Annotated in this window: 28 protein-coding genes; 13 read left to right on the plus strand and 15 right to left on the minus strand. The window is 71.3% G+C overall.

The window, feature by feature from the left end; translation table 11 throughout:
* Window positions 1-28 precede the first annotated feature (28 nt).
* Together F8274_RS03210 and F8274_RS03215 are read right to left on the minus strand one after the other, a co-directional pair.
* The gene (locus tag F8274_RS03210) at window positions 29-988 is read right to left on the minus strand and encodes an ABC transporter permease (RefSeq protein ID WP_151460750.1); all 960 of its coding nucleotides are present in this window, start codon (window positions 986-988) and stop codon (window positions 29-31) included.
* 6 nt (window positions 989-994) lie between these two features.
* The gene (locus F8274_RS03215; RefSeq protein WP_225853578.1) at window positions 995-2,317 is read right to left on the minus strand and encodes an ABC transporter substrate-binding protein; all 1,323 of its coding nucleotides are present in this window, start codon (window positions 2,315-2,317) and stop codon (window positions 995-997) included.
* 298 nt (window positions 2,318-2,615) lie between these two features.
* Between F8274_RS03215 and F8274_RS03220 the strand changes: the two genes are divergently transcribed.
* Window positions 2,616-3,305: a TetR/AcrR family transcriptional regulator gene (locus F8274_RS03220; protein ID WP_151460752.1), complete on the plus strand. Its 690-nt coding sequence runs from the start codon at window positions 2,616-2,618 to the stop codon at window positions 3,303-3,305.
* A gap of 51 nt (window positions 3,306-3,356) precedes the next feature.
* Window positions 3,357-3,632, plus strand: a complete 276-nt coding sequence (locus F8274_RS32435; RefSeq protein WP_305070066.1) for a hypothetical protein — start codon at window positions 3,357-3,359, stop codon at window positions 3,630-3,632.
* On the opposite strand, the gene F8274_RS03230 is transcribed toward F8274_RS32435, so the two are convergent.
* On the minus strand, window positions 3,605-3,907 hold the full coding sequence (locus tag F8274_RS03230; protein WP_151460753.1) for a helix-turn-helix transcriptional regulator: 303 nt from the start codon (window positions 3,905-3,907) through the stop codon (window positions 3,605-3,607). The two genes, F8274_RS32435 and F8274_RS03230, sit on opposite strands and share 28 nt — an antisense overlap.
* A gap of 14 nt (window positions 3,908-3,921) precedes the next feature.
* Here F8274_RS03230 and F8274_RS03235 point away from each other — a divergent pair, with 14 nt between their 5' ends.
* The gene (locus F8274_RS03235) at window positions 3,922-4,299 is read left to right on the plus strand and encodes a class I SAM-dependent methyltransferase (RefSeq protein WP_151460754.1); all 378 of its coding nucleotides are present in this window, start codon (window positions 3,922-3,924) and stop codon (window positions 4,297-4,299) included.
* A gap of 29 nt (window positions 4,300-4,328) precedes the next feature.
* On the opposite strand, the gene F8274_RS03240 is transcribed toward F8274_RS03235, so the two are convergent.
* From F8274_RS03240 to F8274_RS03275, 8 genes are all read right to left on the minus strand, one after another.
* Window positions 4,329-5,051, minus strand: a complete 723-nt coding sequence (locus F8274_RS03240; RefSeq protein ID WP_151460755.1) for a trans-aconitate 2-methyltransferase — start codon at window positions 5,049-5,051, stop codon at window positions 4,329-4,331.
* Window positions 5,052-5,149: 98 nt separating this feature from the next.
* The gene (locus F8274_RS03245; RefSeq protein ID WP_151460756.1) at window positions 5,150-5,602 is read right to left on the minus strand and encodes a hypothetical protein; all 453 of its coding nucleotides are present in this window, start codon (window positions 5,600-5,602) and stop codon (window positions 5,150-5,152) included.
* A gap of 150 nt (window positions 5,603-5,752) precedes the next feature.
* A complete protein-coding gene (locus F8274_RS03250; protein WP_151460757.1) occupies window positions 5,753-6,172 on the minus strand; it encodes a helix-turn-helix transcriptional regulator in 420 nt (139 codons plus the stop codon).
* Window positions 6,169-6,999, minus strand: coding sequence for a metal ABC transporter permease (locus F8274_RS03255; RefSeq protein WP_151460758.1), 831 nt, complete (start codon window positions 6,997-6,999; stop codon window positions 6,169-6,171). The genes F8274_RS03250 and F8274_RS03255 overlap by 4 nt, the downstream gene beginning before the upstream one ends.
* Entirely contained in the window at window positions 6,996-7,889 is an 894-nt protein-coding gene (locus tag F8274_RS03260; RefSeq protein ID WP_151460759.1) for a metal ABC transporter permease, read from the minus strand. The genes F8274_RS03255 and F8274_RS03260 overlap by 4 nt, the downstream gene beginning before the upstream one ends.
* A 2-nt stretch (window positions 7,890-7,891) precedes the next feature.
* A complete protein-coding gene (locus tag F8274_RS03265) occupies window positions 7,892-8,656 on the minus strand; it encodes a metal ABC transporter ATP-binding protein (RefSeq protein WP_225853579.1) in 765 nt (254 codons plus the stop codon).
* Entirely contained in the window at window positions 8,649-9,569 is a 921-nt protein-coding gene (locus F8274_RS03270) for a metal ABC transporter substrate-binding protein (RefSeq protein WP_225853580.1), read from the minus strand. The genes F8274_RS03265 and F8274_RS03270 overlap by 8 nt, the downstream gene beginning before the upstream one ends.
* 182 nt (window positions 9,570-9,751) lie before the next feature.
* A complete protein-coding gene (locus F8274_RS03275; RefSeq protein WP_151460761.1) occupies window positions 9,752-10,726 on the minus strand; it encodes an ATP-binding protein in 975 nt (324 codons plus the stop codon).
* 309 nt (window positions 10,727-11,035) lie between these two features.
* Between F8274_RS03275 and F8274_RS03280 the strand changes: the two genes are divergently transcribed.
* The 5 genes from F8274_RS03280 to F8274_RS03300 all read left to right on the plus strand — a co-directional run bounded on the left by F8274_RS03280 (window position 11,036) and on the right by F8274_RS03300 (window position 15,335).
* Window positions 11,036-12,598, plus strand: coding sequence for a S8 family serine peptidase (locus F8274_RS03280; protein ID WP_151460762.1), 1,563 nt, complete (start codon window positions 11,036-11,038; stop codon window positions 12,596-12,598).
* Between the two features lie 247 nt (window positions 12,599-12,845).
* Entirely contained in the window at window positions 12,846-13,025 is a 180-nt protein-coding gene (gene rpmF, locus F8274_RS03285) for a 50S ribosomal protein L32 (RefSeq protein ID WP_151460763.1), read from the plus strand.
* Window positions 13,022-14,260, plus strand: a complete 1,239-nt coding sequence (locus F8274_RS03290) for a GTP-binding protein (RefSeq protein WP_151460764.1) — start codon at window positions 13,022-13,024, stop codon at window positions 14,258-14,260. Before rpmF ends, F8274_RS03290 begins: the two co-directional genes overlap by 4 nt.
* A 56-nt stretch (window positions 14,261-14,316) precedes the next feature.
* Complete coding sequence (locus F8274_RS03295) at window positions 14,317-14,988, plus strand: trans-aconitate 2-methyltransferase (RefSeq protein ID WP_192579684.1); 672 nt, start codon at window positions 14,317-14,319, stop codon at window positions 14,986-14,988.
* Window positions 14,985-15,335: a (2Fe-2S) ferredoxin domain-containing protein gene (locus F8274_RS03300; RefSeq protein WP_151460766.1), complete on the plus strand. Its 351-nt coding sequence runs from the start codon at window positions 14,985-14,987 to the stop codon at window positions 15,333-15,335. Before F8274_RS03295 ends, F8274_RS03300 begins: the two co-directional genes overlap by 4 nt.
* Window positions 15,336-15,422: 87 nt before the next feature.
* Here F8274_RS03300 and F8274_RS03305 read toward each other — a convergent pair whose 3' ends face one another.
* Genes F8274_RS03305 through F8274_RS03320 form a run of 4 tightly spaced genes read right to left on the minus strand, consistent with a single transcriptional unit; the run spans window position 15,423 to window position 18,288 of the window.
* Window positions 15,423-15,845 carry a Fur family transcriptional regulator gene (locus F8274_RS03305; RefSeq protein WP_151460767.1) on the minus strand — a complete coding sequence of 141 codons (423 nt, stop codon included), beginning with the start codon at window positions 15,843-15,845 and terminating at the stop codon, window positions 15,423-15,425.
* 6 nt (window positions 15,846-15,851) lie between these two features.
* Window positions 15,852-16,721: a methyltransferase gene (locus F8274_RS03310; protein ID WP_151460768.1), complete on the minus strand. Its 870-nt coding sequence runs from the start codon at window positions 16,719-16,721 to the stop codon at window positions 15,852-15,854.
* Window positions 16,718-16,981 (minus strand): type B 50S ribosomal protein L31, encoded by a 264-nt coding sequence (locus tag F8274_RS03315; protein WP_151460769.1) that lies wholly within the window; start codon window positions 16,979-16,981, stop codon window positions 16,718-16,720. Before F8274_RS03315 ends, F8274_RS03310 begins: the two co-directional genes overlap by 4 nt.
* Window positions 16,978-18,288 carry a GTP-binding protein gene (locus F8274_RS03320; protein WP_151460770.1) on the minus strand — a complete coding sequence of 437 codons (1,311 nt, stop codon included), beginning with the start codon at window positions 18,286-18,288 and terminating at the stop codon, window positions 16,978-16,980. Before F8274_RS03320 ends, F8274_RS03315 begins: the two co-directional genes overlap by 4 nt.
* Before the next feature lie 111 nt (window positions 18,289-18,399).
* Between F8274_RS03320 and F8274_RS03325 the strand changes: the two genes are divergently transcribed.
* From F8274_RS03325 to F8274_RS03345, 5 genes are all read left to right on the plus strand, one after another.
* A complete protein-coding gene (locus F8274_RS03325) occupies window positions 18,400-18,852 on the plus strand; it encodes a winged helix-turn-helix domain-containing protein (RefSeq protein WP_370518189.1) in 453 nt (150 codons plus the stop codon).
* Between the two features lie 56 nt (window positions 18,853-18,908).
* Entirely contained in the window at window positions 18,909-19,145 is a 237-nt protein-coding gene (gene rpmB / locus F8274_RS03330) for a 50S ribosomal protein L28 (RefSeq protein WP_132261328.1), read from the plus strand.
* Window positions 19,145-19,312, plus strand: coding sequence for a 50S ribosomal protein L33 (gene rpmG, locus F8274_RS03335; RefSeq protein ID WP_013287204.1), 168 nt, complete (start codon window positions 19,145-19,147; stop codon window positions 19,310-19,312). The genes rpmB and rpmG overlap by 1 nt, the downstream gene beginning before the upstream one ends.
* Window positions 19,312-19,617 (plus strand): 30S ribosomal protein S14, encoded by a 306-nt coding sequence (gene rpsN / locus F8274_RS03340; protein ID WP_151460772.1) that lies wholly within the window; start codon window positions 19,312-19,314, stop codon window positions 19,615-19,617. Before rpmG ends, rpsN begins: the two co-directional genes overlap by 1 nt.
* A 109-nt stretch (window positions 19,618-19,726) precedes the next feature.
* Window positions 19,727-21,199, plus strand: coding sequence for a choice-of-anchor M domain-containing protein (locus tag F8274_RS03345; protein WP_192579685.1), 1,473 nt, complete (start codon window positions 19,727-19,729; stop codon window positions 21,197-21,199).
* Window positions 21,200-21,253 lie beyond the last annotated feature (54 nt).

The following is a 21,253-nucleotide window of genomic DNA, read 5'->3' on the forward strand; positions in this document are numbered from 1 at the left end:
AGAACGATCAGTCCAACCCGTAACGACTTCATCGCGGGACCGACCGGCGGGTGGTCGGGTCGAGAGCACGTGCGGCGAGGTCACCGGCCAGCAGGACCACCAGGGTCACCGCGCCCAGCGCGAGCGCGAGCCCTTGGACCATCGTCACGTCTCGGCTGGCGACGGCTTGGCTCAGCTCGTGCCCGACGCCCGGGAAAGTGAACAGGGTCTCCACCACGATGCTGCCGCCGACCAGTCCGGCGGTCATGACGGCCAGCGCCTGTACGGCCGGCCCGGCGGCGTTGGGCAGCACGTGGCGCAGGGCGAGGCCGATGCCGCGGGCGCCGTTCAGCCGGGCCTGTTCGACGTACGGGCCGGCAGCGACCGGAATGATGCTGGCCCGCAGCAACCGGGTGGCGGCGCCGAGCCCGCCGATGACGAGGCTGACCACGGGCAGCACCAGCACCTGCGGGTGCTGCCACGGCGTGTCGCCGACCGGCACCAGCGACACCCCGGGCACCAGCCGAAGCACGCTCGCGAAGACTGTCAGCAGCAGCGCGGCCACCAGGAAGTCGGGCAGGGCGATCAGCCCACCGACCCCGGTGGAGACGAAACGGTCGAGCCGGGTTCCGGCCCGCATTCCGCTCAGCGTCCCCACCGTCACCGCGATCACGGCGATGACGGTGATGGCGATGGCGACCAGCCCGAGCGAGTTGGTGACCCGCTCGGCGAGGACGTCACCGACCGAACGTCCGGTGACCAGCGACTCGCCGAGGTCGCCGCGGGCCGCCCCGGACACCCAGTCGAGGTAGCGCTGCGCGGCCGGGCGGTCCAGGCCGAGGCTCTCACGTAGCCGGACCCGCTCGGCCGCCGTGGCGTCCGTGCCGGAGAGCACTCCGACCACGTCGCCGGGCAGCCCCTCGGTCGCCCAGAAGACGGACAGCGACAGGGTGACCAGGGTCAGGGCGCCGACCGCCAGCCGGCCGGCGACGAAACGCAGCCAGGACATCCGCCGCTACCCCGCGAGGGTTGCCGTGCTGAGGTCGGGGAACTGCAGGGACCGTACGCCGGCGACGGCCCGGGTCTGCACGTCGGTCGTCGGCACGAAGACCGGTACGATCTGGTGGCCCTCCTCCCACAGCAGACGCTGCGCCTCGTGGGAGGCCGCCAGCCGCTCCTGCGCCGACCGGGCGCTGCGCGCCGTTTCGACGAGCGCGTCCACCTGCGGGAACCGACCTGGAACGTGGTTGGGCTCGAAGAGCGCGGGCGGCGAGTAGCCGGCAGCGAACGGCAGTTTGGTGTAGGCGGCGTAGTCGGCGAACAGCTGTCCCGGCGGAAGCTCGTTCAGCGTGGCGTTGACGCCCACGGCCCGCAGGTTCTCCACGATCAGTGTCGCGGTCTGCACCATGCCGGGCAGTTCGGGGCCGGCCGTGAGCGCGACCGACAGGTTGCCGTGCCCGGCCGCAGCCAGCAGCGAGCGGGCCTCGTCCGGGTCGTACGCCCGTTGGGCAAGCCCGGTGTGATAGGTGGGGAACCCGAGTCCCGGCACGTCGTTGCCGACGAGAGCCCGGCCGAAGTAGACGGAGTCCACAATGGCCTGCCGGTTCACCGCCAGGCGGAACGCACGGCGGACCCGGGCGTCGGCGAAGGGCGGAAAGGCCGGGTTCATCGTAAACTGAAGGCAGGAGACGAACGGCGGCCGGCTGGTGGTCACCGCGATCCTGCCGTCGCCGGCGAGCGTGCGGGCGGTCAGCGGATCGATGGTGCTGACGAAGTCAGCCTGCCCGCCGCGCAGCGCGTTCACCCGGGCTTGACCATCCGGTATGGACAGCAGCTCGATATTGTCCAGCGTGACGGTCTCGCCGATCGCCGGGCCGAAGTAGGTCGGGTTGCGCGCCAACGACGTTCCCTGTCCCGGCCGGAACGCGCCGATGGTGAACGGCCCGCACGACGGGGTGTCGGCGGTGAATGTGGTCGTGCCCTCTTTGATGGCGAGCATGCTCTGGCACATCAGCAGGCGGCCGTCCGCGATCGGGCGCGCGGTGGGCAGGACGACGGTCCGCGACCCTTCGGTGCGCGCGTGGTCGAGGTCGAAGTTGCGGGTGAGGATCTGGGTGAACGGAAGCCCGTTCAGCAGCTTCGGCGCACGCAGCGAGTAGAGCACATCGCTCGCGGTGAGGGTCGAGCCGTCGGTGAAGGCGACGTCTGGCCGGATGTGCAGCGTGTACGTGGACAGGTCGTCGCTGACCTCGATCGCCTCCAGCACGCCGTACCGCACGCCGTCCGGAGCTGCGGCGTCGATCGCGCCGAGCGCACCGTGCACCAGGCGGGCGCGCACGTAGTCGAGCGCCGTCGGTCCGACAAGGTAGTTGAGGGTTTCACGCGAGCCGCCTCCGGCGAACGCGGCCCGCAGCCGCCCGCCCGAGGACGCCCGCCGGCCGTCATCGCTGGAGCATCCGCCGAGGCCGACCGCCAGCCCGGCGGTGGCGAGCGCGCCGAGGCCGAGCAGGCTCCGTCGCTGTATTCCAGACATGTGCGAGGTTCCTTGCGTATGAGGCGGGCAGGGCCGCCCGCCGGTATACGCAGTAGACTACGGAGTTGAAAGTGGTTGTCAACACCGGTAAGGGTGTGATGGGATGAACATGGCCCGGCTCAGCCACGAGCGCATCGTCGCAGCGGCGCTCGACGTCGCAGCCGAGCGCGGGTTTTCCGGGCTGACCATGCGCGCGTTGGCCGATCGCCTGGGTATCACCCCGATGGCTGTCTATCGATATGTCGACAATCGATCTGCCCTCGCCGCCGCCGTCGCGGACGAGATCGGCAAGCTCGTCCAACCGCGCTTCGACGCGGAAATGTCCTGGACCGTCAACGTCCGGGCCTGGGCGGTGGCCCAGCGCGACGTGCTACGGCGCTATCCCGGCCTGTCCGCGTGGCTGATGTCACACGGGCCGGCGGGTGGGCAGGCGTACCGGATCCTGGACCTGCTGGCGGCGCAGGTGCTGCGGGCCGGATTCGCGCCGTCGACGGCGGCGGAGGTCTGCGCGGCCGTCATGAGCTGGGTCTTCACGCGCGTCGCGGTCGAGGACAGCCGCCGCCCGCCGCAGCCACAGGTCGAAGAGCGGCGAGCCCACGCATTCATCGAGGGCCTCACCGAGGACATCGTCGCCAGCTACGCGGCGGCCGGCACGCTCGGCCATCGGTTCTTCGCGCTCGACCACGAGCGGCTGTTCCAGTCAGGGCTCGACGCACTGCTCGCCGGCTACGCCGCCGCCCATCCTGACGCGGATCCATCGCCCGGTGACCCTGACGGGACCACGGGGATCTGAGCGGACTCGGCTTGCGCTGTTCGCCGCTGCTGTTCGGGGTGAAAGCCCGACTTGTCCGGCCGACTTCGCCGCCGCCACCAGCTGCGGCTGCTCAAGAACCTGGGCCTGGTCGCCGGCGAGCGTCACGGGCGCTCGATCGTCTACGCGCTCTACGACCACCACGTCGCCGAACTCCTGGACCAGGCCATTTTCACGTCGAGCATCTGCGGCTGGGACATACCGACACCCCGGCACCGACGGTGCGCCTCATCCGGGCATTTCAACTCGTGCGCGGCGACGCCGAAGGTGATCGGCGCTGGTCATGCTGGTCCATCCTCCGCCGTGTGAGCGATGGCATCGCGCACGATGTGCGCCACGTGTGCATCACGGAGTGCATACACGATGACCCGTCCGCGACGTGCTCCCCGTACCAGCCGGGCATCCCGTAGCACCCGCAGATGCTGGGACACCAGCGGCTGCGCCAGTCCGGTCGCCTCCACCAGCTGGTGCACCAGGTATTCCCGCTCGGCGAGCAGATCAACGATCGCCACCCGCACCGGCGAGGCCAGCACTCGGAACAGGCCCCCGACCTGCTCGTAGCGGTCCAGCGGCTGTTTGCTCACAAACGCATCGTCTCATGCGCAAGGGAACATGTGGCATCTGCAGCCAGGACGTGGTGCTCGCGGCGAACGTGGCCCACAACGCGGTCGACGTGTCACGACTGCTCACGGGCCTACGGCAGCTGCTCGTCCCCGGCGGCACGCTGGTGTTGGTGGAGTCCTGCCGGGAGCACTACCCGATCGCCACGTCGATCCAGTTCCTGATGTCCGCCCGGCCGGGGGTGCCGGCTGCGGGCAGCGGTGACCTGCGGGCCGGCACCGGCCGGATCTTCCTGAGCCGGGAGCAGTGGCTCGCCCAGCTCACCGCCGCCGGACTGACCCCGGCGCTGGCGCTGCCCGAGGTGGACGATCCGCTGGCCGCGCTCGGCCAGCACGTGTTCGCCGCCGTGCGGTGACGTCGTCGGCCGGGCGGTGGTCCCACACGTCAGGGCCGGCGTACCGCCCGGACGACGTCCAGCGGCCCGACCTCGCCGACCAAGCCCGCCTCGGCCAGTTCGGCGAGCAGCACCTCGGACGCGGTGACGTGCCAGTGGTAGGCGGCGTGGTCCTCCCGGACCGTGGTGCCGTCGGCGTCGAGGACCCGGTAGCGCATCCGCCAGGTCACCGAGTCCGGGCCCGACGGCTCCGCCGAGCCGCCGCCCTCGTAGGTGTGGCGGCCGACCGGCACCGCGGCGAAGACCTCGAACGGAACCGACGTCGGCTCCGCCGGTGGCTGCAGGTTCAGCACCAGCGGCGCGCCGGGCACGAGACGCTCGGCCACCCGCCGCAGGAACAACCGACGCCCCTCCGGGCTGAGGTGGCCGATCATGTTCATCGCCAGCACGGCGCCGAGCCGGTCGGGCAGGTCGACACCGAGCGCGTCGCCGGCCAGCACGGTGACCCGTTGCCGCAGGTCGGGCCGCGCGGCGATCCGGGACAGCAACACCGCCCGCAGTACCGGGGACGGCTCCACCGCGACCACGTCGCCGTCCGGGACGGCCCCGGCGAGCACCTCGGTACCCAACCCGGTGCCGGCGCCCACGTCGAGCAGGGTCGCGGCACCGGACGCGCCCCGCAGCGCCTCGGCCACCGGCGTGCCGAGGGCCTGCCAAGCGGGCTCGCTGAGCAGATGCAGGTACTCCCCGGAGATCTGATAGTCGTCGGTCATCCCGCCACCATAGTGGAAACCGTTCTCATTCTCGATTAACCTCGGGATCCCCGACGCCGCAGGCTCATGTCCAGTCGCGCACGTGTCATCGCACGGCATCAGTGCTCGTCGTAGTGCCCCTCGTGGCTGGCGTGGCGGTGCCCGTCGTGCACGTAGTCGACGTGGTCGCCATGCACGACGGCGCGGTGGCCACAGTCTTCGCCATGGACGTGCTGGTGCGCCTCGGCCGGCACGTGGGCCTGTGACGAGCACTCGTCGTAGTGGTCGCCGTGGCGGGTGTGCACGTGCCCGTCGTGCAGGAAGTCGACGTGCCCGTCGTGCTCGACCCGGACGTGGCCACAGCCTTCGCCGTGCTGGTGGTCGTGCTTCTCGGCTTCGGCATGGGTCTGTTGGTCGCACTCGTCATAGTGCCCGTCGTGGGCGTGGTGCCGGTGCCCGTCGTGCGGGTAGTCGAGATGCCCGGCATGGATCACCGGGTCATGCCCGCAGCCCCGGCCGTGCACGTGCTGGTGAGCGTCATCGTGGACCCGATGGGTCGTTGCAGTGGTCATGGGTTCGTGTCTTCCTGGTTCAGGTTCCCGATAGCGGCTGTCCTGAACGAAGATACATGCCGAGATGCGCATGTGACTACTTATTGGCGAGATTGGATCGACCGCTCCGGCTTCCAGCCCTTCAGCGGGGATCAGTCGGCGAAGCCTGCCTCAGTGCGCCTCACATCTTCTGGTCGCCGACGCAGGGCCGTCCGACGTAAGTGCCGTCGGCATCGACCCGGAAGCCTCGTCCGGATCGGCGGCGGGCCTTGGCGTTCGGTCGAAGTGGTGGCGGCAGTAGCGCAGGACATCGTCGACGAGTGACGCGGCGAGGTCCCCGGCGAGCGCATAGTTCATCCGGCTCCCGTCCCGGTACCGGCGGACGAGGTGCGCGTGCCGGAGGTGGCGCAACTGGTGCGAGACGTGTGGCGGTGGGATGCGGAGCGCGGCGCTCAGGTCAGTGACGCAGGCGTCGGCCTTGCGCAGGTGGAGCAGGATCCGGATCCGCAGCGGATGGGCGATGAGCCGGAGGGTGTCGACGGCCGAGTCGATGTGCGGCCCGCTGTCCGTGGGGTCGACGTCGGTGTTCATGCGGCGGCCGGCCGGGCGGCTCGCAGCCGGTCCCGCAGCGAGGTCGCGGCGAGGGACACGAGCAGCACCCCGGTGGCGGCCAGGGAGATGCTCCCGCCCGCCGCGACCTCCGCGTACCAGGACAGCCAGAGTCCCGCGGCGGCGCTGCCGACGCCGAACGCGACGGCGAGAGCCGTCATCGGGGCGAGGCGATCGGTCCAGGCCCGCGCGGCGGCGGCCGGGGCGACGATGAGGGCGAGGGCGAGAATGGTGCCGACGGCGGGAACGACCGCCACGACGACCAGTTCGACCAGCACGAGCAGGCCGAGGTCGATCAGCCAGGTGGGATGTCCGGCGGCCCGGGCGCCTGCGGGGTCGAAACCGACGTACGCGAGGCGGCGGCCGCCCAGCAGCAACGCGGTGGCGACGAGCGCCAGGACGGCCATGGTGGCGATCAGGTCCCGCGTGGAGACGGTGAGGATGGAACCGACCAGGAAGGACGACAGGTCTCGGCTGAAGCCGTTCTGCGTGGCGACGAGCCCGACGCCGAGCGCGAAGCCGGCGGAGAGGATGACTCCGGTCGCGGCGGTGGCTTCCTGACCGCGGGCGCGGGACAGTCCCGCCACGGCCGCCGCCGCCAGCAGGCCGGCGAGGACACCGCCGAGGTAGATGTTGACGCCGAGCAGGGAGGCCGCGACGACACCCGGGAAGGTGGCGTGACTCATCGACATGGTGAAGAACGACAGCCGCCGCAGCACCACATGGACGCCGACGAGGCCGGTGAGCACGCCCACGGCGACCGCCTCCACGATCGCCCGGCGCAGCGTGTCCTCCAGCAACCAGCTCATCGGGCCCCTTCCGTCCCGGCGAGGACGGGTGCGCGCCGTCGTTCGCGCTGGCGGCGCAGCGCGCCGGCCGGCAGCGCGAGCAGGTAGGTGGCCACCAGGACCAGAACCACGGCCGAGGCCGAGGTCAGGCGGATGCCGTGCTCCACCGAGGCCGTCCAGCTCGCGAGTAGCCCGAGGTAGCCGGCGAGGGCGGTGGAAGCGGTGGCGGCCAGCGTCATGACGGCGAGCCGATCGGTGAGCAGCCGGGCGGTAGCGGCCGGCACGATGAGCAAAGCGATCACCAGCACCGTCCCGACGGCCTGCACGGCGGCGACCACGACGAGCGCGACGACCACGTTGAGGCCCAGGTCGAGCGCTGTCAGCCGGAATCCGGCCGAGGCGGCGCCGGCCGGGTCGAACGCGCGCAGCACCTGCGGGCGGGCCGTCACGGCGAGGTAGATCAGCACGATCAGGGCCAGGACGGCGGTCTGGGTGAGCTGAGCGGCGGTGACGGTCAGCAGCCGACCGAACAGGAACGCGGTCAGATCGCTGGTGTAGGAGTGCTGCCGGGAGACCAGGACCACCCCGATCGAGAACATGGCGGTCAGCAGCACGGCGGTGGTGGCGTCCTCGGTCAGCCGGGCACGGCGGGTGAGCGCGGTGAGCACGACCGCGGTCAGCAGGCCGGCCACGAGGGCGCCACCCGGGATGCCGTTCCAGCCGGCGGCCAGGAAACCCAGCACCACGCCGGGGAACACGGTGTGGGTCAACGCGTCGGCGACGAACGCCAGCCGGCGCAGGAACACCAGCACGCTGACCGGCCCACACACGACCGCGAGCAGGAGCAGTTCGGTCAGGGCGCGGGCCATGAAGGGCGCGTCGAACGGGTCGGTGAGGATGTTGCTCGCCATGGTCAGGCTCCCGCGGTGCCGCTGTGGTGCAGCTCGGGGGCCTGGCTGCCGTACCCGTAGCGGCCCGGCAGGGTTGACAGGATGTCGGCGGTGGGGCCGGTGCGGGCGTGGCCGGCGTGGATCAGGCACGCGGTGTCGGCCAGGTCGCAGGCGATGCCGAGGTCGTGGGTGCTGAGCACGACGGCGGTGCCGGTGGCGGCGAGGTCCCGCAGGATGTGCAGGATGACGTCCTGGCTGGCAGAGTCGAGGCCGTTGAACGGTTCGTCGAGCAGCATCAGCCGCGCCTGGCTGGCGACGGCGCGGGCGAGCAGGACGCGTTGCCGCTGCCCGCCGGAGAGCAGGCCGAAGCGGGTCCGCGCCCGATCGGCGAGGCCGACCCGGTCCAGCGCCTCGGCGGCGATCGTGCGGTCGGCGGCACGTACCTGGCGCAGCCAGCGGGTCGGTCGGTAACGGCCCATGAGCACGACGTCGGCGGCGGTGACCGGGAAGTCGGCGTCGAGGGCGTCCACCTGCGGCACGTACGCCGCGGCGCCCCGGGCCCGGGCGGCCGGGCGGCCGAGGACGGTGACCGTGCCGGACACCACCTCGGCCAGCCCGACCACCGCCTTGATCAGCGTGGACTTGCCGGCGCCGTTCGACCCGACCAGGGCCAGGACCTGTCCGGGCGCCACGGTGAGGTCGACGTCGGTGAGCACGGCGCGACCCCGGTAGCCGACGCCGGCCCGCGCCAGGCGCAGGGCGGCGTCGGCCACGGCTGGATCAGGCACCGAGGGCCGCCACGATGGTGTCCGTGTTGTGCTCCTCGGCGCCGAGGTACGTCCCCTGGGGCGTGCCTTCCGGGCCCAGGCTGTCGCCGTAGAGGGCGTCCTCCCCGCCGACCACCTTCACCCCGGCCTGCCGGGCGATCGCCTCGGCGGCCTTGGGGGGCAGCGAGCTCTCGCTGAAGATCGCCTTGGTGCCGGTGGCCTTGATCTTCGCCACCAGGTCCTGCAACTGCTTGGCCGACAGTTCCGCGGAGGTGTCCAGGCTGGGAATCACCGAGCCCACGAACTGCAGCTGGTAGCGGTCGATGTAGTACCCGAACGCGTCGTGGTTGGTGACCAGCTTGCGCTGGTCGGCCGGCAGCGCGGCGAACTTGCGCTCGTTGTCCGCGTCCAGCTTGTCGAGCTTCGCCGCGTAAGCCTGGAAGTTGGCGCGGAAGGTGTCGGCGTGGCCCTTGTCGGCGGCGACGAGCGCCTTCTCGATGTTCTCCGCCATGACCTTGGCGTTGCGGGGGTTGTGCCAGATGTGCGGGTCGCCGTCGGCCATCTCCTCGTCGCCCGGGTCGCCCTTGCGCAGGGCCACGCCCTGCGAGGTGTCGACCACGGTGCCGGTGAAGCCCGCCGACTCGATCGTCTGGTCGAGCCACTCCTCCAGGCCGACGCCGTTCTTGACCACCAGAGCGGCCTTGCCGATGGCCTGGATGTCCGCCGGCGTGGGCTCGTACTCGTGCGGGTCGACGTTCGGCTTGATGATCTGGGTCACCGTCACCGCGTCGCCACCGACGTTCCGGGCGAAGTCGGCGACCTCGGGCGTCGTCGCGACCACGGCCACGGTGCCGCCTGCGGCGGCCGGCGGGGTGCCGTTGTCCGAGGAGCCGCAGCCGGCGACGGCACCGAGCGCCGCGACCGCCAGGGCCACCCCAAGTGTACGGATGGATCTCTTCACTACCGCTCCTTCTGCCGGAATGAAGGGAACGGTAGCCATTTCCAATAACGCTGTCTAAGCGCGAGGTGCGCATATCAGCATCGGCGCATGTGGCGGAGGTTTGGGCGGCCCTGCCAGGTGCGCCCGCCGACGCTCGACGGGCGCACCCCACGATGTCAGGCGGTTACCGCCGCCGGCAGGCTCGGGCGGGCCGGACCGAGCTGGAAGTCGGGGTCGATCTGGGCGGTGAGGTCGAGGCCGGTGCGATCGTTGGCCCAGGCGGCCGCGTTGCGCCGGTGGAACTCGTGGGCGTACCGGGTGAACGCCTCCCAGTCCTGCACCGTGTCGTCCACCGCGCTGGCCAGCTGGGCCAGGACGGCCCGATTGGCCGCCTCCAGTTGTGACAACGGCTCGACCGCGCCCCGTTCGGCCCGCCGCACGTACGCCGAGCGGCTCACCCAGCCGAGCAGGTCGGCGCCCACGTGCTCGTGCAGGAAGTCCACGTCGGAGGCGTCCTCGACCTTGTTGCCGACCACGGACAGGGCGACCCCGTAGTCGCGGGCGTAGCCGGCGTACTGCCGGTAGACGCCGACACTGCGCAGGGTCGGCTCGCAGACTAGGAAGGTGCGGTCGAAGCGGGTGAACAACCCTGAGGCGAACGAGTCGGCTCCGGCGGTCATGTCCACCACCACGTACTCGCCCGGCCCGTCGAGCAGGTGATTGAGCAGCAACTCCACCGCGCCGACCTTGGAGTGGTAGCAAGCCACGCCGAGGTCCTCCGCGGTGAAGGCGCCCGTGGCCGCGACGCGCACCCCGCCGATGTCACGGAAACAGGCGGCGTAGACCGGGTTGTCCTCCGCCACCCGCAGCAGCCGGGATCCGGCGCCGGGCGGGGTTGTCTTCACCATCTCGGCGGCGGAGCCGATCCGCGGGTTCGTCCCCCGCAGGTATTCCTTGATCATGGGTAGGTGCTCCCCGAGCGGCGGCAGCTGCGCGGCGACGGAGACCGGCGCGCCGAGGGCCACCGCCAGATGCTGATTGATGTCGGCGTCGATGGCCAGCACCGGGCCACGGCCGGCGAGGTGGCGGGCGAACATGGCGGCGAGGGTCGTCTTGCCGCTGCCGCCCTTGCCGACGAACGCGATCTTCACAGCTGACCCTCCGGGAACGTCCAAGCGATAACCGTTTTCATGCGCGTTACTGTAGCCGCTGGAACACCCGGGACGGCCGAAAGCGGACAGGCGTCGTCAATCGAGGTGACGCGGAAATGATCAGATGGGGTCGAACTGGACGCCTGCTGAGTGAGCGCCGAGGCTGGCGTGGGCCATACCCTAAAAATATTCATCATCTGCTATGCCCCGGCAGGGGCGGCGGCTCCTATGATCGTCGTCAATCGGTGCCGGTCGATCGCTCTGCTACCGCAGCTCGACGGCTTGGCTCCGACCGGAGGAGGAATGCAGATGCGTCCATCAGGCAAGTCCGCACTCGTCGGGGCCGCGGCTCTGACGATGCTGATGGCGGCCACGCCCGCCATGGCGGCCGACCGGGTCGGCGTGGTCAAAGAGGCTGGCGGCGCCACCGCCGTCGCCGACAGCTACATCGTCGTGTTCAAGGACGCCTCGGTCACCCGGGCCCGGGTCGGCGACACCGCCCGGCGGCTGACCACTCGGCACGGCGGCGCGGTCGCCCGCACCTGGGGTGCGGCCCTGCGCGGCTTCGAGGTACGGGTCGATGCGCGCGCCGCCGCGCGGATCGCCGCCGACCCGGCCGTGGCGTACGTGCAGCAGAACCACACCGTCTCGATCAGCGGCACCCAGACCAGCCCGCCGTCGTGGGGCCTGGATCGTATCGACCAGCGCAACCTGCCGCTGGACAGCTCCTACACCTACCCGAACACGGCCTCGAACGTCCGGGCGTACATCATCGACACCGGCATCCGGACCACGCACAGCACCTTCGGCGGCCGGGCCGCCTGGGGCACCAACACCGTCGACAGCAACAACACCGACTGCAACGGCCACGGCACACACGTCGCCGGCACGGTCGGCGGCTCCGCGTACGGGGTGGCCAAGGGTGTGCAGCTGGTCGCGGTGAAGGTGCTCAACTGCTCCGGCAGCGGCACCACCGCCGGCGTCGTCTCCGGCGTCGACTGGGTGACCGCCAACGCGGTCAAGCCGGCGGTGGCCAACATGAGCCTCGGCGGCGGCGTCGACACCACCCTGGACGCCGCGGTGCGCAACTCCATCGCCTCCGGCGTCACCTACGGCCTGGCCGCCGGCAACGACACCGGCGCGAACGCCTGCAACACCTCACCGGCCCGGGTGACCGAGGCGATCACGGTCGGCTCGACCACCAGCAGCGACGCCCGGTCGTCGTTCTCCAACATCGGCACCTGCCTGGACATCTTCGCGCCCGGCTCGTCGATCACCTCGGCCTGGAACAGCAGCGACACGGCGACCAACACGATCAGCGGCACCTCGATGGCGACCCCGCACGTGGTCGGCGCGGCGGCGCTGGTGGCCAGCGCCAACCCGTCCTGGACGCCCCAGCAGGTCCGCGACTACCTGGTGACCAACGCCACCAGCAACGTGGTCGGCAACCCGGGCACCGGCTCGCCCAACAAGCTGCTCTACGTCGTCAACGGCAGCACCCCGCCGCCTCCGCCCCCGCCGACCGGCTGCACCGGCACCAACGGCACGGACGTGGCGATCCCGGATGCCGGCTCGGCCGTGACCAGCGCCATCACCATCTCCGGCTGCGGCCGCACCGCCTCGGCGACCGCCACCGTGGCGGTCAACATCGTCCACACCTACCGCGGCGACCTGGTCATTGACCTGCTCGCCCCGGACGGCACGAGCTACCGGCTGAAGAACAGCAGCGGCTCGGACAGCGCCGACAACGTCAACGCCACCTACACCGTCAACCTCTCCTCTGAGGCGGCGGACGGTACCTGGCGGCTGCAGGTACGCGACGTCTACTCCGCGGACACCGGCTACCTCAACACCTGGACCCTCACCGTCTGATCAAACCCGCGCACGCCTCACGGAGCGGACATCGCGAAGGTGCGGCGGCTCGCTGCCACGCGGGCCGGCCGCACCTTTCGTTGCCGAGGCGGTCGGGGACCGTACCGGCCGCGACGCGCCGGCCCGCTGAGGTCCGGCAGCCGTCGAAATCGTCGAGCCGAGCCTTGGGTCAGGCTCGCCCCCATGGACGATATGAAAATGGAAACCGTTATGCTCAGCTTGGTTCGCTGAGCAGAGGAGTTTCCCGATGGCCGTACCGAAGCGGAAGATGTCCCGGTCGAACACGCGGCACCGGCGCGCGCAGTGGAAGGCGAGCGTGCCCCAGCTGACCCCGTGCCCCTGCCCGCGCAAGGAGATGGTGGTCCCCCACCGGGCGTGCGCGCACTGCGGGCTGTACAAGGGCCGCCAGGTGGTGGACGAGTCGTGACCGCCCGGCTGCCGGTGACGGTGCTGTCCGGTTTCCTCGGCGCCGGCAAGACCAGCCTGCTCAACCACGTCCTAACCAACCGGGACGGCCTGCGGGTGGCAGTGATCGTCAACGACATGAGCGAGATCAACGTCGACGCCACGCTGGTCCGTGACGGTGGGACGCTGTCGCGGACCGAGGAGCGACTGGTGGAGCTGACCAACGGTTGCATCTGCTGCACGCTGCGCGACGACCTCCTGGACGAGGTGGCCCGGCTCGCGCGGCTGGGCCGCTTCGACTACCTGCTGATCGAGTCCAGCGGCATCTCCGAACCGATGCCGGTGGCCGCCACGTTCGCCTTCGGGGTGGACGGCGGGCAGGTGCTCGATGACATCGCACGGCTGGACACCACCGTCACCGTTGTGGACGCCGCCGGTCTGGTCGCCCAGATCCGGGCCGGGGCGTCGCTTGAGGACCGAGGGCTCGCCGCGTACGAGGACGACGACCGGACGATCGCCGACCTGCTGGTCGACCAGATCGAGTTCGCCGACGTCATCGTGGTCAACAAGACCGACCTCGTGGGTGCCGTCGATCTGGCGGTGGTCGAGGCGCTGATCACCCGCCTGAATCCCGCCGCCCGTCAGGTGCGCGCCGTACACGGCCGGGTGTCCCCGGCGGAGATCCTGCACACCGGCCGGTTCGACCTCGAGCGCGCCGAGACCGCGCCCGGGTGGGTCGCCGAACTCAACGGCGAGCACGTTCCCGAGACCATCGAGTACGGCATCTCCAGCATCGTCTTCCGCGACCACCGCCCGTTTCACCCGCAACGGCTCTGGGACCTGCTCACCGGCAGGCTCGACGACTTCGGGGTCGTCCGCTCCAAGGGCTTCCTCTGGCTGGCGACCCGTCCGCAGGTGCAGGCACTGTGGTCGCAGGCCGGCCCGACGGGCCGGTGCGACCCGGTCGGGGTGCCGGTGGCGGTCTCCGGCGAGTGGCCGGAGGACCCGGACGAACGGGACGAGCTTCGGGCCCGGTGGCACCCGGAGTTCGGCGACCGGCAACAGGAACTTGTCCTCATCGGGGTGGGCCTCGACGCCGACGGCCTCCGCGCGGCCCTGCACCAGTGTCTGCTCACCGACCCCGAAATCGCCTCCGGCGAGGACTTCTGGCGGCGCCTGCCGGATCCGTTCCCCGAGTGGGACCTCAGCGACCTGCACGCGCACGACGTTCTCGTGGCGGGCGGCCACGCCCCATGACGAACGCCCTGTCACCAGCGGTGACACGCCGGTTGCGGGACGGCTGGGAGGCGATGATGAGGCACTACCTGCCCGGCCGCCACGGTTGCCTCGCGGCCGGCTTCGACGCCGTCGAGCAGATCCTCGGCCGGTCTCCGGCCGCCGTATTGGACCTGGGCGGTGGGGTGGGCACCACCGCCGAGGCCGCGCTGCGCCGGTGGCCCGCAGCCCAGGTGGCGGTGCTCGACGCCGATCCGGTGCTGCTGTTCCTGGCGCGCGCCGGCCTGCCCGCCTCGATGTCGGTGCTGCCGGCGGACCTGAGCACGGCGGCGTGGCGGGCCACGACGAGCGGGCGGTACGACGTCGTGCTGGTGGTGATGACGCTGCATTTCCTACCGGCTGACCGGGCCAGGGAGCTGTACGCCGAGATCCGTACCGTCCTGAATCCGGGCGGGGTGCTGCTGATGGCCGACACCGTACCGGCCCTCGGCGGACCAGCACGGCGGGACGACTGCGACCTGTCTGCCCCGTGGTCGCGATGGTGGAGTGATGCCGCCGGTGAGCCGGCGCTGCGCGAGCCACTGCGCAGCCGCGCCCAGGCCATGGCGGGCATGACGTCCGCGGAGTTCGTCGGCGGCCTGGACTGGCATCGCGTCGCCGCCCTGGATGGCGGCTTCCGCTGCTGCCGTACCGTCTGGCGGCGCGGCGACCACGCCATGCTCGCCATGCACGACACCTCAGCCCGATGATCCCCGGACCGTTCGTCTCACCGGACGCCGTCGGCGTCACGGTGGTGGTGTGTGACGCCCACCGCTGCCGCGCACTACGCGGCAGAACAGCCACCGGGGCCGACGGCGGTCACCGACCGCTTCTTGACATCCTTCGGGATGCGGTCCGCCGCAGCCGCGGCGGAGTGCTGGTGCGCAGCCAGTGTCTGGGCGCCTGCCATCGGGCACCCGCCGTGCTGCTGCTGGCCCGGCACGAACCGCCGCGCTCACCCGCCGAACCTGGTGTGCTGCTCGGCCCGGTCGAGACTCCGGAACAGGTCAGGATGGTGCTGGAGGTCGTGCAACGTGCCGGTGGGCCCAAGGAATGACGATCTGAGCCCTGGCCCCACCTGGCGCGGTCCCAGAGCATGACCCTTCTGTACCAGCCGTCCGTGCGCGAGGTGCGCCCGCGGTCGCTAGGTGGGAGCGCAGGCCGCACAGATGCCTCGCAGGTCGAGCCGGTCGGCGTGCGGGGTGAAGCCGGTGTGGTGGTGCAGTTCACTCAACCAGCTCGCCACCACATCGGGCGGGCACTCGAGCACCGCGTCACACCGGTCGCAGATCAGGTGCTGGTGTGGGGCCGCACCGCAGTGGCGGTAGGCGCGCTGGCCGTCGAGGTCGAAGGTGTGCAGCAGGCCGGCGTCGGCGAGGGTGTGCAGCGCCCGGTAGACGGTGGTCAGGCCGACGCCTCCCACCGTGCTGGCGAGTTCGGCGTGCACCGCCTGAGCGGTGAGCGGGCGGGAACGTCCGACCAGCAGCGCGAGCACGGCCCGGCGCTGGGTGGTGGGAAGCAGCCCCGCGGCCCGCAACTGCTCATCCGGAACCATGCGCGTGGACATGCCGGCTCAGGGGCGCACGCCGACGTGGACGCTGCGGGCGCCTAGCCGGAAGAGATCGGCGCGGTGTCCCAGCCACTGCCCGTCGCCGGGGTCGAGGAGGCGGTCCCAGGCGTCGAGGTCGGCGGCGCTGATCAGGCCGGTCGGCCGCAGCCGGTCGACCCGTCCGTGCAGGTCCGCCAGGACGGCCCGCCGCGCGCTGTCGGGCAGGGGTGGTGGCTGCTCGTCCAGCGTCGTGCGGGTGGTCACCGGCGACAGGCCGGCCCGGCGCAACGCCTCCGTCCAGCCGTACGGCATCCGCCGGCTCCCGGGAAGGTCCGCGCGCATCCGGGCGAACCACTGGTCCTGGGCGGCGTGCAGCCGCCCCTCCAGCCCGGGTTCGCCGAGGCCGAGGTCCCAGGGCAGGTTCCGCTCGGGCAGGCCGCCCTCGGCGAGGGCCAGGCGTCCGCCGGGTGTGAGCAGGCCCGCGAGGGCGGTGACGGCCGCCTGCTGGTCGCCGACGTGGTGCACCGAGGCCGAGGCCCAGATCAGGTCCGCGGGAGCGCCGAGCATCTCGCGCAGGGCGGCCGTGTCGGCGGGGATGTCGGCGCGCAGCGGCTCGACGCGTACCCGCGGGTCGGACCATTGGGCGTGGATGTGTTGGCGGGCGGCGTCGAGCACGGCCGGGTGCGCGTCCACCGCGACGACCCGGCCGCAGGCCATCATCCGGGCCATCGCGAGGGCCATGCCGGCGGCACCGCAGCCGACGTCGACCGCGAGCCGGTCGGTGGGACCGACCAGCTCACGGGCGATCGTCAGGTACCAGGCCCGGTCGCGCCGGGCCGCGTCGACGAGTTGCGGGGACAGCTCGGCCCAGTCGACGGGGACGCCGGTGCTCATCTGCTGGTCTGGGGTCCGCGACGGGCGTACTTCTGGCGGAACTTCTCCACCCGGCCGGCGGTGTCGAGCAGACGCTGCTTACCGGTCCAGAAGGGGTGGCTGGCGGAGGAGATCTGGACGTCGATGACGGGGTAGGTGTTGCCGTCGGTCCACTCGATCGTCTGGTCGCTGGTGGCGGTGGACCGGGTGAGGAACGCGAAGTCGGCGCCCTTGTCGCGGTAGACGACGGGGCGGTACTCGGGGTGGATGCCGGGCTTCATGCGCGCTGAGCTCCTTCGGTGTCAGTGTCGGTGTCGGTGTCGGTCAGTTCTTCCGCCCCGAGGGGGAAGCAGCCGGCGAACGGGTCGCGGTAGCTGCGCCAGGTTTCCTCGCCGTCGGCGAGTTCGGCGTCGGTGAGCAGGCAGCCGGCGAGCGTGCGGTGCAGCTCGACGGGGTCCACGTCGAGGCCGATGAAGACCAGGTGCTGGTGGCGGTCGCCGTAGTAGGGGTCCCATTCGAGGGCGGCGGCGAGCCGGCGCTGGTCGCAGACGTGCTCCCAGCGGTCCTCGGGGAGGCTGACCAGCCAGTGCCCGAGGGAGCCCATGGCCAGACCGCCACCGGCGAACTCCCAGGCCACCACGGTGTCGGGCTGGCTGGCCAGCCAGAAAACACCCCGGGAGCGGATCATCTCGGCGTTGACGTCCTCCAGCACGTCGTGCAGCCGCTGCGGGTGAAACGGGCGACGGGCCCGGAAGACGACGGAGACCACACCGCAATCGGCCTCCGGCTCGTGCGTGCCCAGCGCGTAACCCTGCAGTCCCCGGGCGAGAACTCCGGGGGTCTCCGGCCGGTGCCGGTGCGTGTGGCGCAACTGGCGGGTGAGCGCGTCGGCGTCGACGAGATCCTCGTCGACCCGGAACTGCGCCGCCCACGGGGCCATTCGCTGCAGCAGGACCGACATCCTGCTGGTGTCGAAGGCGCCTTCGCGGGACTGGCCCCACAGCACGAGGGTGTCGGCGTACTCGATCTGCCGAACCACGACGTCGGCGAGGGCACGGTGGTCGTCCTCGGCGGCCTGGATGCCGAGCGCGGTCAGGTCGTCCGTGCTGGCGAGGCCGTCGAGCAGGTGCTCGGCGTCGAGCACGGTGACGTAGGAGTCGATGCGGATGAGGTCGGTGATCAACGCGCCGTCCACGAGGCAGTGGGCGCAGGCCGCGGCGACCGCCTCCGGCTCGACCACCTCCGGCAGCATCAGCACCAGGTCGTGGCCGGGCTGGCTGCGGGTGAGCCGGGCGAGGGTGGGTAGCACGTCCTCGCGCAGCGTGCAGGACACGCAGCCGTGCACCAGGGTGACCTGCTCGTCCTCGATGATGCCAGCCGGGCCGGACCGGACGACGCGACGCACGATGCCGTCCCGGATGCCGGTGAGGTCGTGTCGCACCAGCAGCAACGACGGGTCGGCGGCGAGTAGCGCGCGGGCGACGGCGAAGGTCGCCGCCGGCCAGAACCCGGACAGCACGGTCAGCGACGGACGGGTATCGGCGTCGGTTGGCGCGGCGTCAACCGGGGCCTGTGGTGACGACGACATCGCACTCCTCTCGACTTAACTGAAAACGGTTGTCATTCTAAGCACATGGAAGCTCCCGAAGCGAACGGTGGTCCCCGATCACGGCTGATCGAGGCCCGCCGGGCCGGCGACATGCTCACCGTGACGGTCGAGGTACGGCTCGACCCGCATGCCTCCGCAGCGGGAGACGCGCGGATCGACGCCCTGTTCGCCCTCCTGAGTGGCGACATCGGCTCGGGGCCGTCGGCCGGCGAGCCGGGCCTCCACCTGCGGATCCATCCCGAGGCACGAGCGGTGTACCGCGGCCGCAGCGAAGTCGTGCTGACCCGTCGGGAGTACGACCTGCTGCTGTGCCTGGCCGAACACCCACGTCAGGTCTTCACCCGACGCCAGCTGCTGGACCGCGTCTGGGGGCAGCCCTACACGAGTCCGCGCAGCGTCGACGTCCATGTCCGTCGACTGCGGTTCAAGGTCGGTGCGGACGTGCCGGTGGTGACGACGCTGCGGGGCGTCGGCTACCGCCTCGGCACCGACTGCCTCGTGGAGATCGTCCGCGACCCGCCTCAGGGCGCACCGAACGGATGATGTACAACTGAAAACCGTTGTCGTTATCGTGGAGCCTTCGAGGAGGAGTGTTTACTGTGTCCCGACGTTGTGACGTCACCGGCGCGAAGCCGAGCTTCGGTAACGCCGTGTCGCACTCCCACCGGCGCACCCGCCGTCGGTGGAATCCCAACCTGCAGAACCACCGCTACTGGCTGCCCTCGGAGCGCCGGTGGATCCGGCTGACGCTGACCGCGAAGGCGTTGAAGACCGTGGACCGTAAGGGCATCGAGAAGGTCGTCGCCGAGCTTCGCGCCCGGGGGGTGACGGTCTGATGGCCCGGCAGACCGACGTGCGTCCGATCGTGCGGCTGCGCAGCACCGCCGGCACCGGCTACACGTATGTGACCCGCAAGAACCGCCGCAACGACCCGGACCGGCTGGTCCTGCGCAAGTACGACCCGGTCGTGCGCCGGCACGTCGAGTTCCGCGAGGCCCGCTGATGGCGAAGAAGAGCCTCGGCAACCGGCAGGCCCGACGCGAGGACCTGGTGGCCCGGCACGCCCAGACTCGGGCCGATCTGAAGCGGGCCATCCGCCACCCGGACACCGACCCGGACGTGCGCGCCGAGGCGGTCCGCCAGCTGAGCCGGCTGCCGCGGGACTCAAGCCCGGTGCGACTGCGCTCCCGGGATCAGATCGACGGCCGCCCGCGCGGCGTGCTGACCCGGTTCGGGCTGTCCCGGGTGCGGTTCCGCGAGCTGGCCCTCCGAGGTGAGCTGCCCGGCGTACGCAAGGCGTCATGGTGAGTTCACCTGCTCTAGGCCACGACGCGAGAGGCACCGCCCGTCGAAGGGCACCGGTCCGGGGCCACATGTACCACCGCGCGCATGGGGCGCGTGGTGTGAAAGGGGAGGTATGAATTCGACGGTGAGGGCGCGCGGTTTCGCGGCCCTGATGGCCGGGGCGGTGGTGGTCGCCGGCACGGTGCTGGCGCCCACCGGGGCGTCGGCGGCCGAGAAGGTGGTGCTGTCGAAGGGGCACACCGATGCGGTCGACGTGCACTACGAAGGTGGTGCGCTGTCGTTGAAGGTGCACGACGACACGGTCAGCCCGTCGGTGACGCGGGATCCGGCGGACGTGACGTTCCAGGCCCTGCCGGAGTCGGCGATGGCCGTTCCGAATGATCCTCGGTTCGCGTTCCTCGGCCCGGCGGGCAGCCAGGTCTGGCTGTTGCCGATGACCCAGGACCCGGATCTGCTCTGGCCGGGGTGGAACACCACGACGCTCGACTCGGGGGTGTTCGAGGGTGACAAGGTGCGGCTGAGCCTGGTCGACGTGCAGGGGCCAGGCAACGTCACGCTGTTCACGCAGGACTCGTTCGGCGGTCCGATCATCAAGTTCCGGTCCGACGACGGGCTGCCGGACGCGATCGACGTGCCGGTGCACACCCACGCGCACTCGAACTGGGCATTCAGCGCGCTGGGCAACTACACCCTCAAGTTCCAGGCCGACGCGACGCTGACCAACGGCACCACGGTCAGCACCGGGCCGGTCGACTACTCCTTCGTCGTCGGCGCGCTGTCCGGCGGCGGGCCGGAGGTCAGCCTGTCGATCAGCGGCATGGCCGAGGACGAGTACCAGCCCAACGACACGGTGACGCTCAACGCGGTGCAGACGCCGCAGACCGAGCTGAACCACTACCACTGGTTCAGCAGGTGCCCCGGCGCGGACGACTGGACCATCATCGCGGGTGAGGCGGGCGCCAGCTACTCGTTCACCGCCACTCGGGAGCTGAACGCCTGCGAATACGTGGTCAAGCTCTACGACGACGACCACGCCGTGACCGCGACCAGCGAACCGGTGACCCTCTGGGTGGCGTTCCCGCCGGAGCCGGGCACCTCGCAGACGATCACCGCGTCGATCGACGAGACGCAGGGCTCCCTGGTGATCAGCGTCGACCCGGACGACCGGGCCGTCGTGCTGCCGCCCGCGCAGCTGGCCGCCGGCGGTGACCGGTGGGAGAGCACCGGCGAGCTCCGGCCGGTGACGGTGACCGACACCCGTGCCGGTCAGCCTGGGTGGAGCGCGTCCGGGCAGATCCCGGCGGACTTCACCGGTCCGAACGGTGCGACGTTCAGCGCCGGCTACCTCGGCTGGACCCCCCGGGTACTCGCCCAGGGCTCCGGCCAGGGCGTGGTCGCCGGCCCGGAGGTGACGCCGTACGTCGTCGGGACCGGCGGCGGCCTCGGCAACAGCGCCGTGCTCGGCACGGCGCCGGGCGGCGCCGGGCGGGGCACCGCACAGCTGGGCGCGGGCCTGCGGCTGAGCGTACCCACCGAGACGGCCGCGGGGACCTACACCGCAACCCTCACCCTCACCGCGATCTGATCGCCCGAACCCGTCCGGTGGCCCGGCACCGAGCCGCGCCACCGGACGGCCGCG

Source organism: Micromonospora sp. AMSO31t (assembly GCF_008868175.1).
In the GTDB taxonomy this organism is placed as follows: domain Bacteria; phylum Actinomycetota; class Actinomycetes; order Mycobacteriales; family Micromonosporaceae; genus Micromonospora.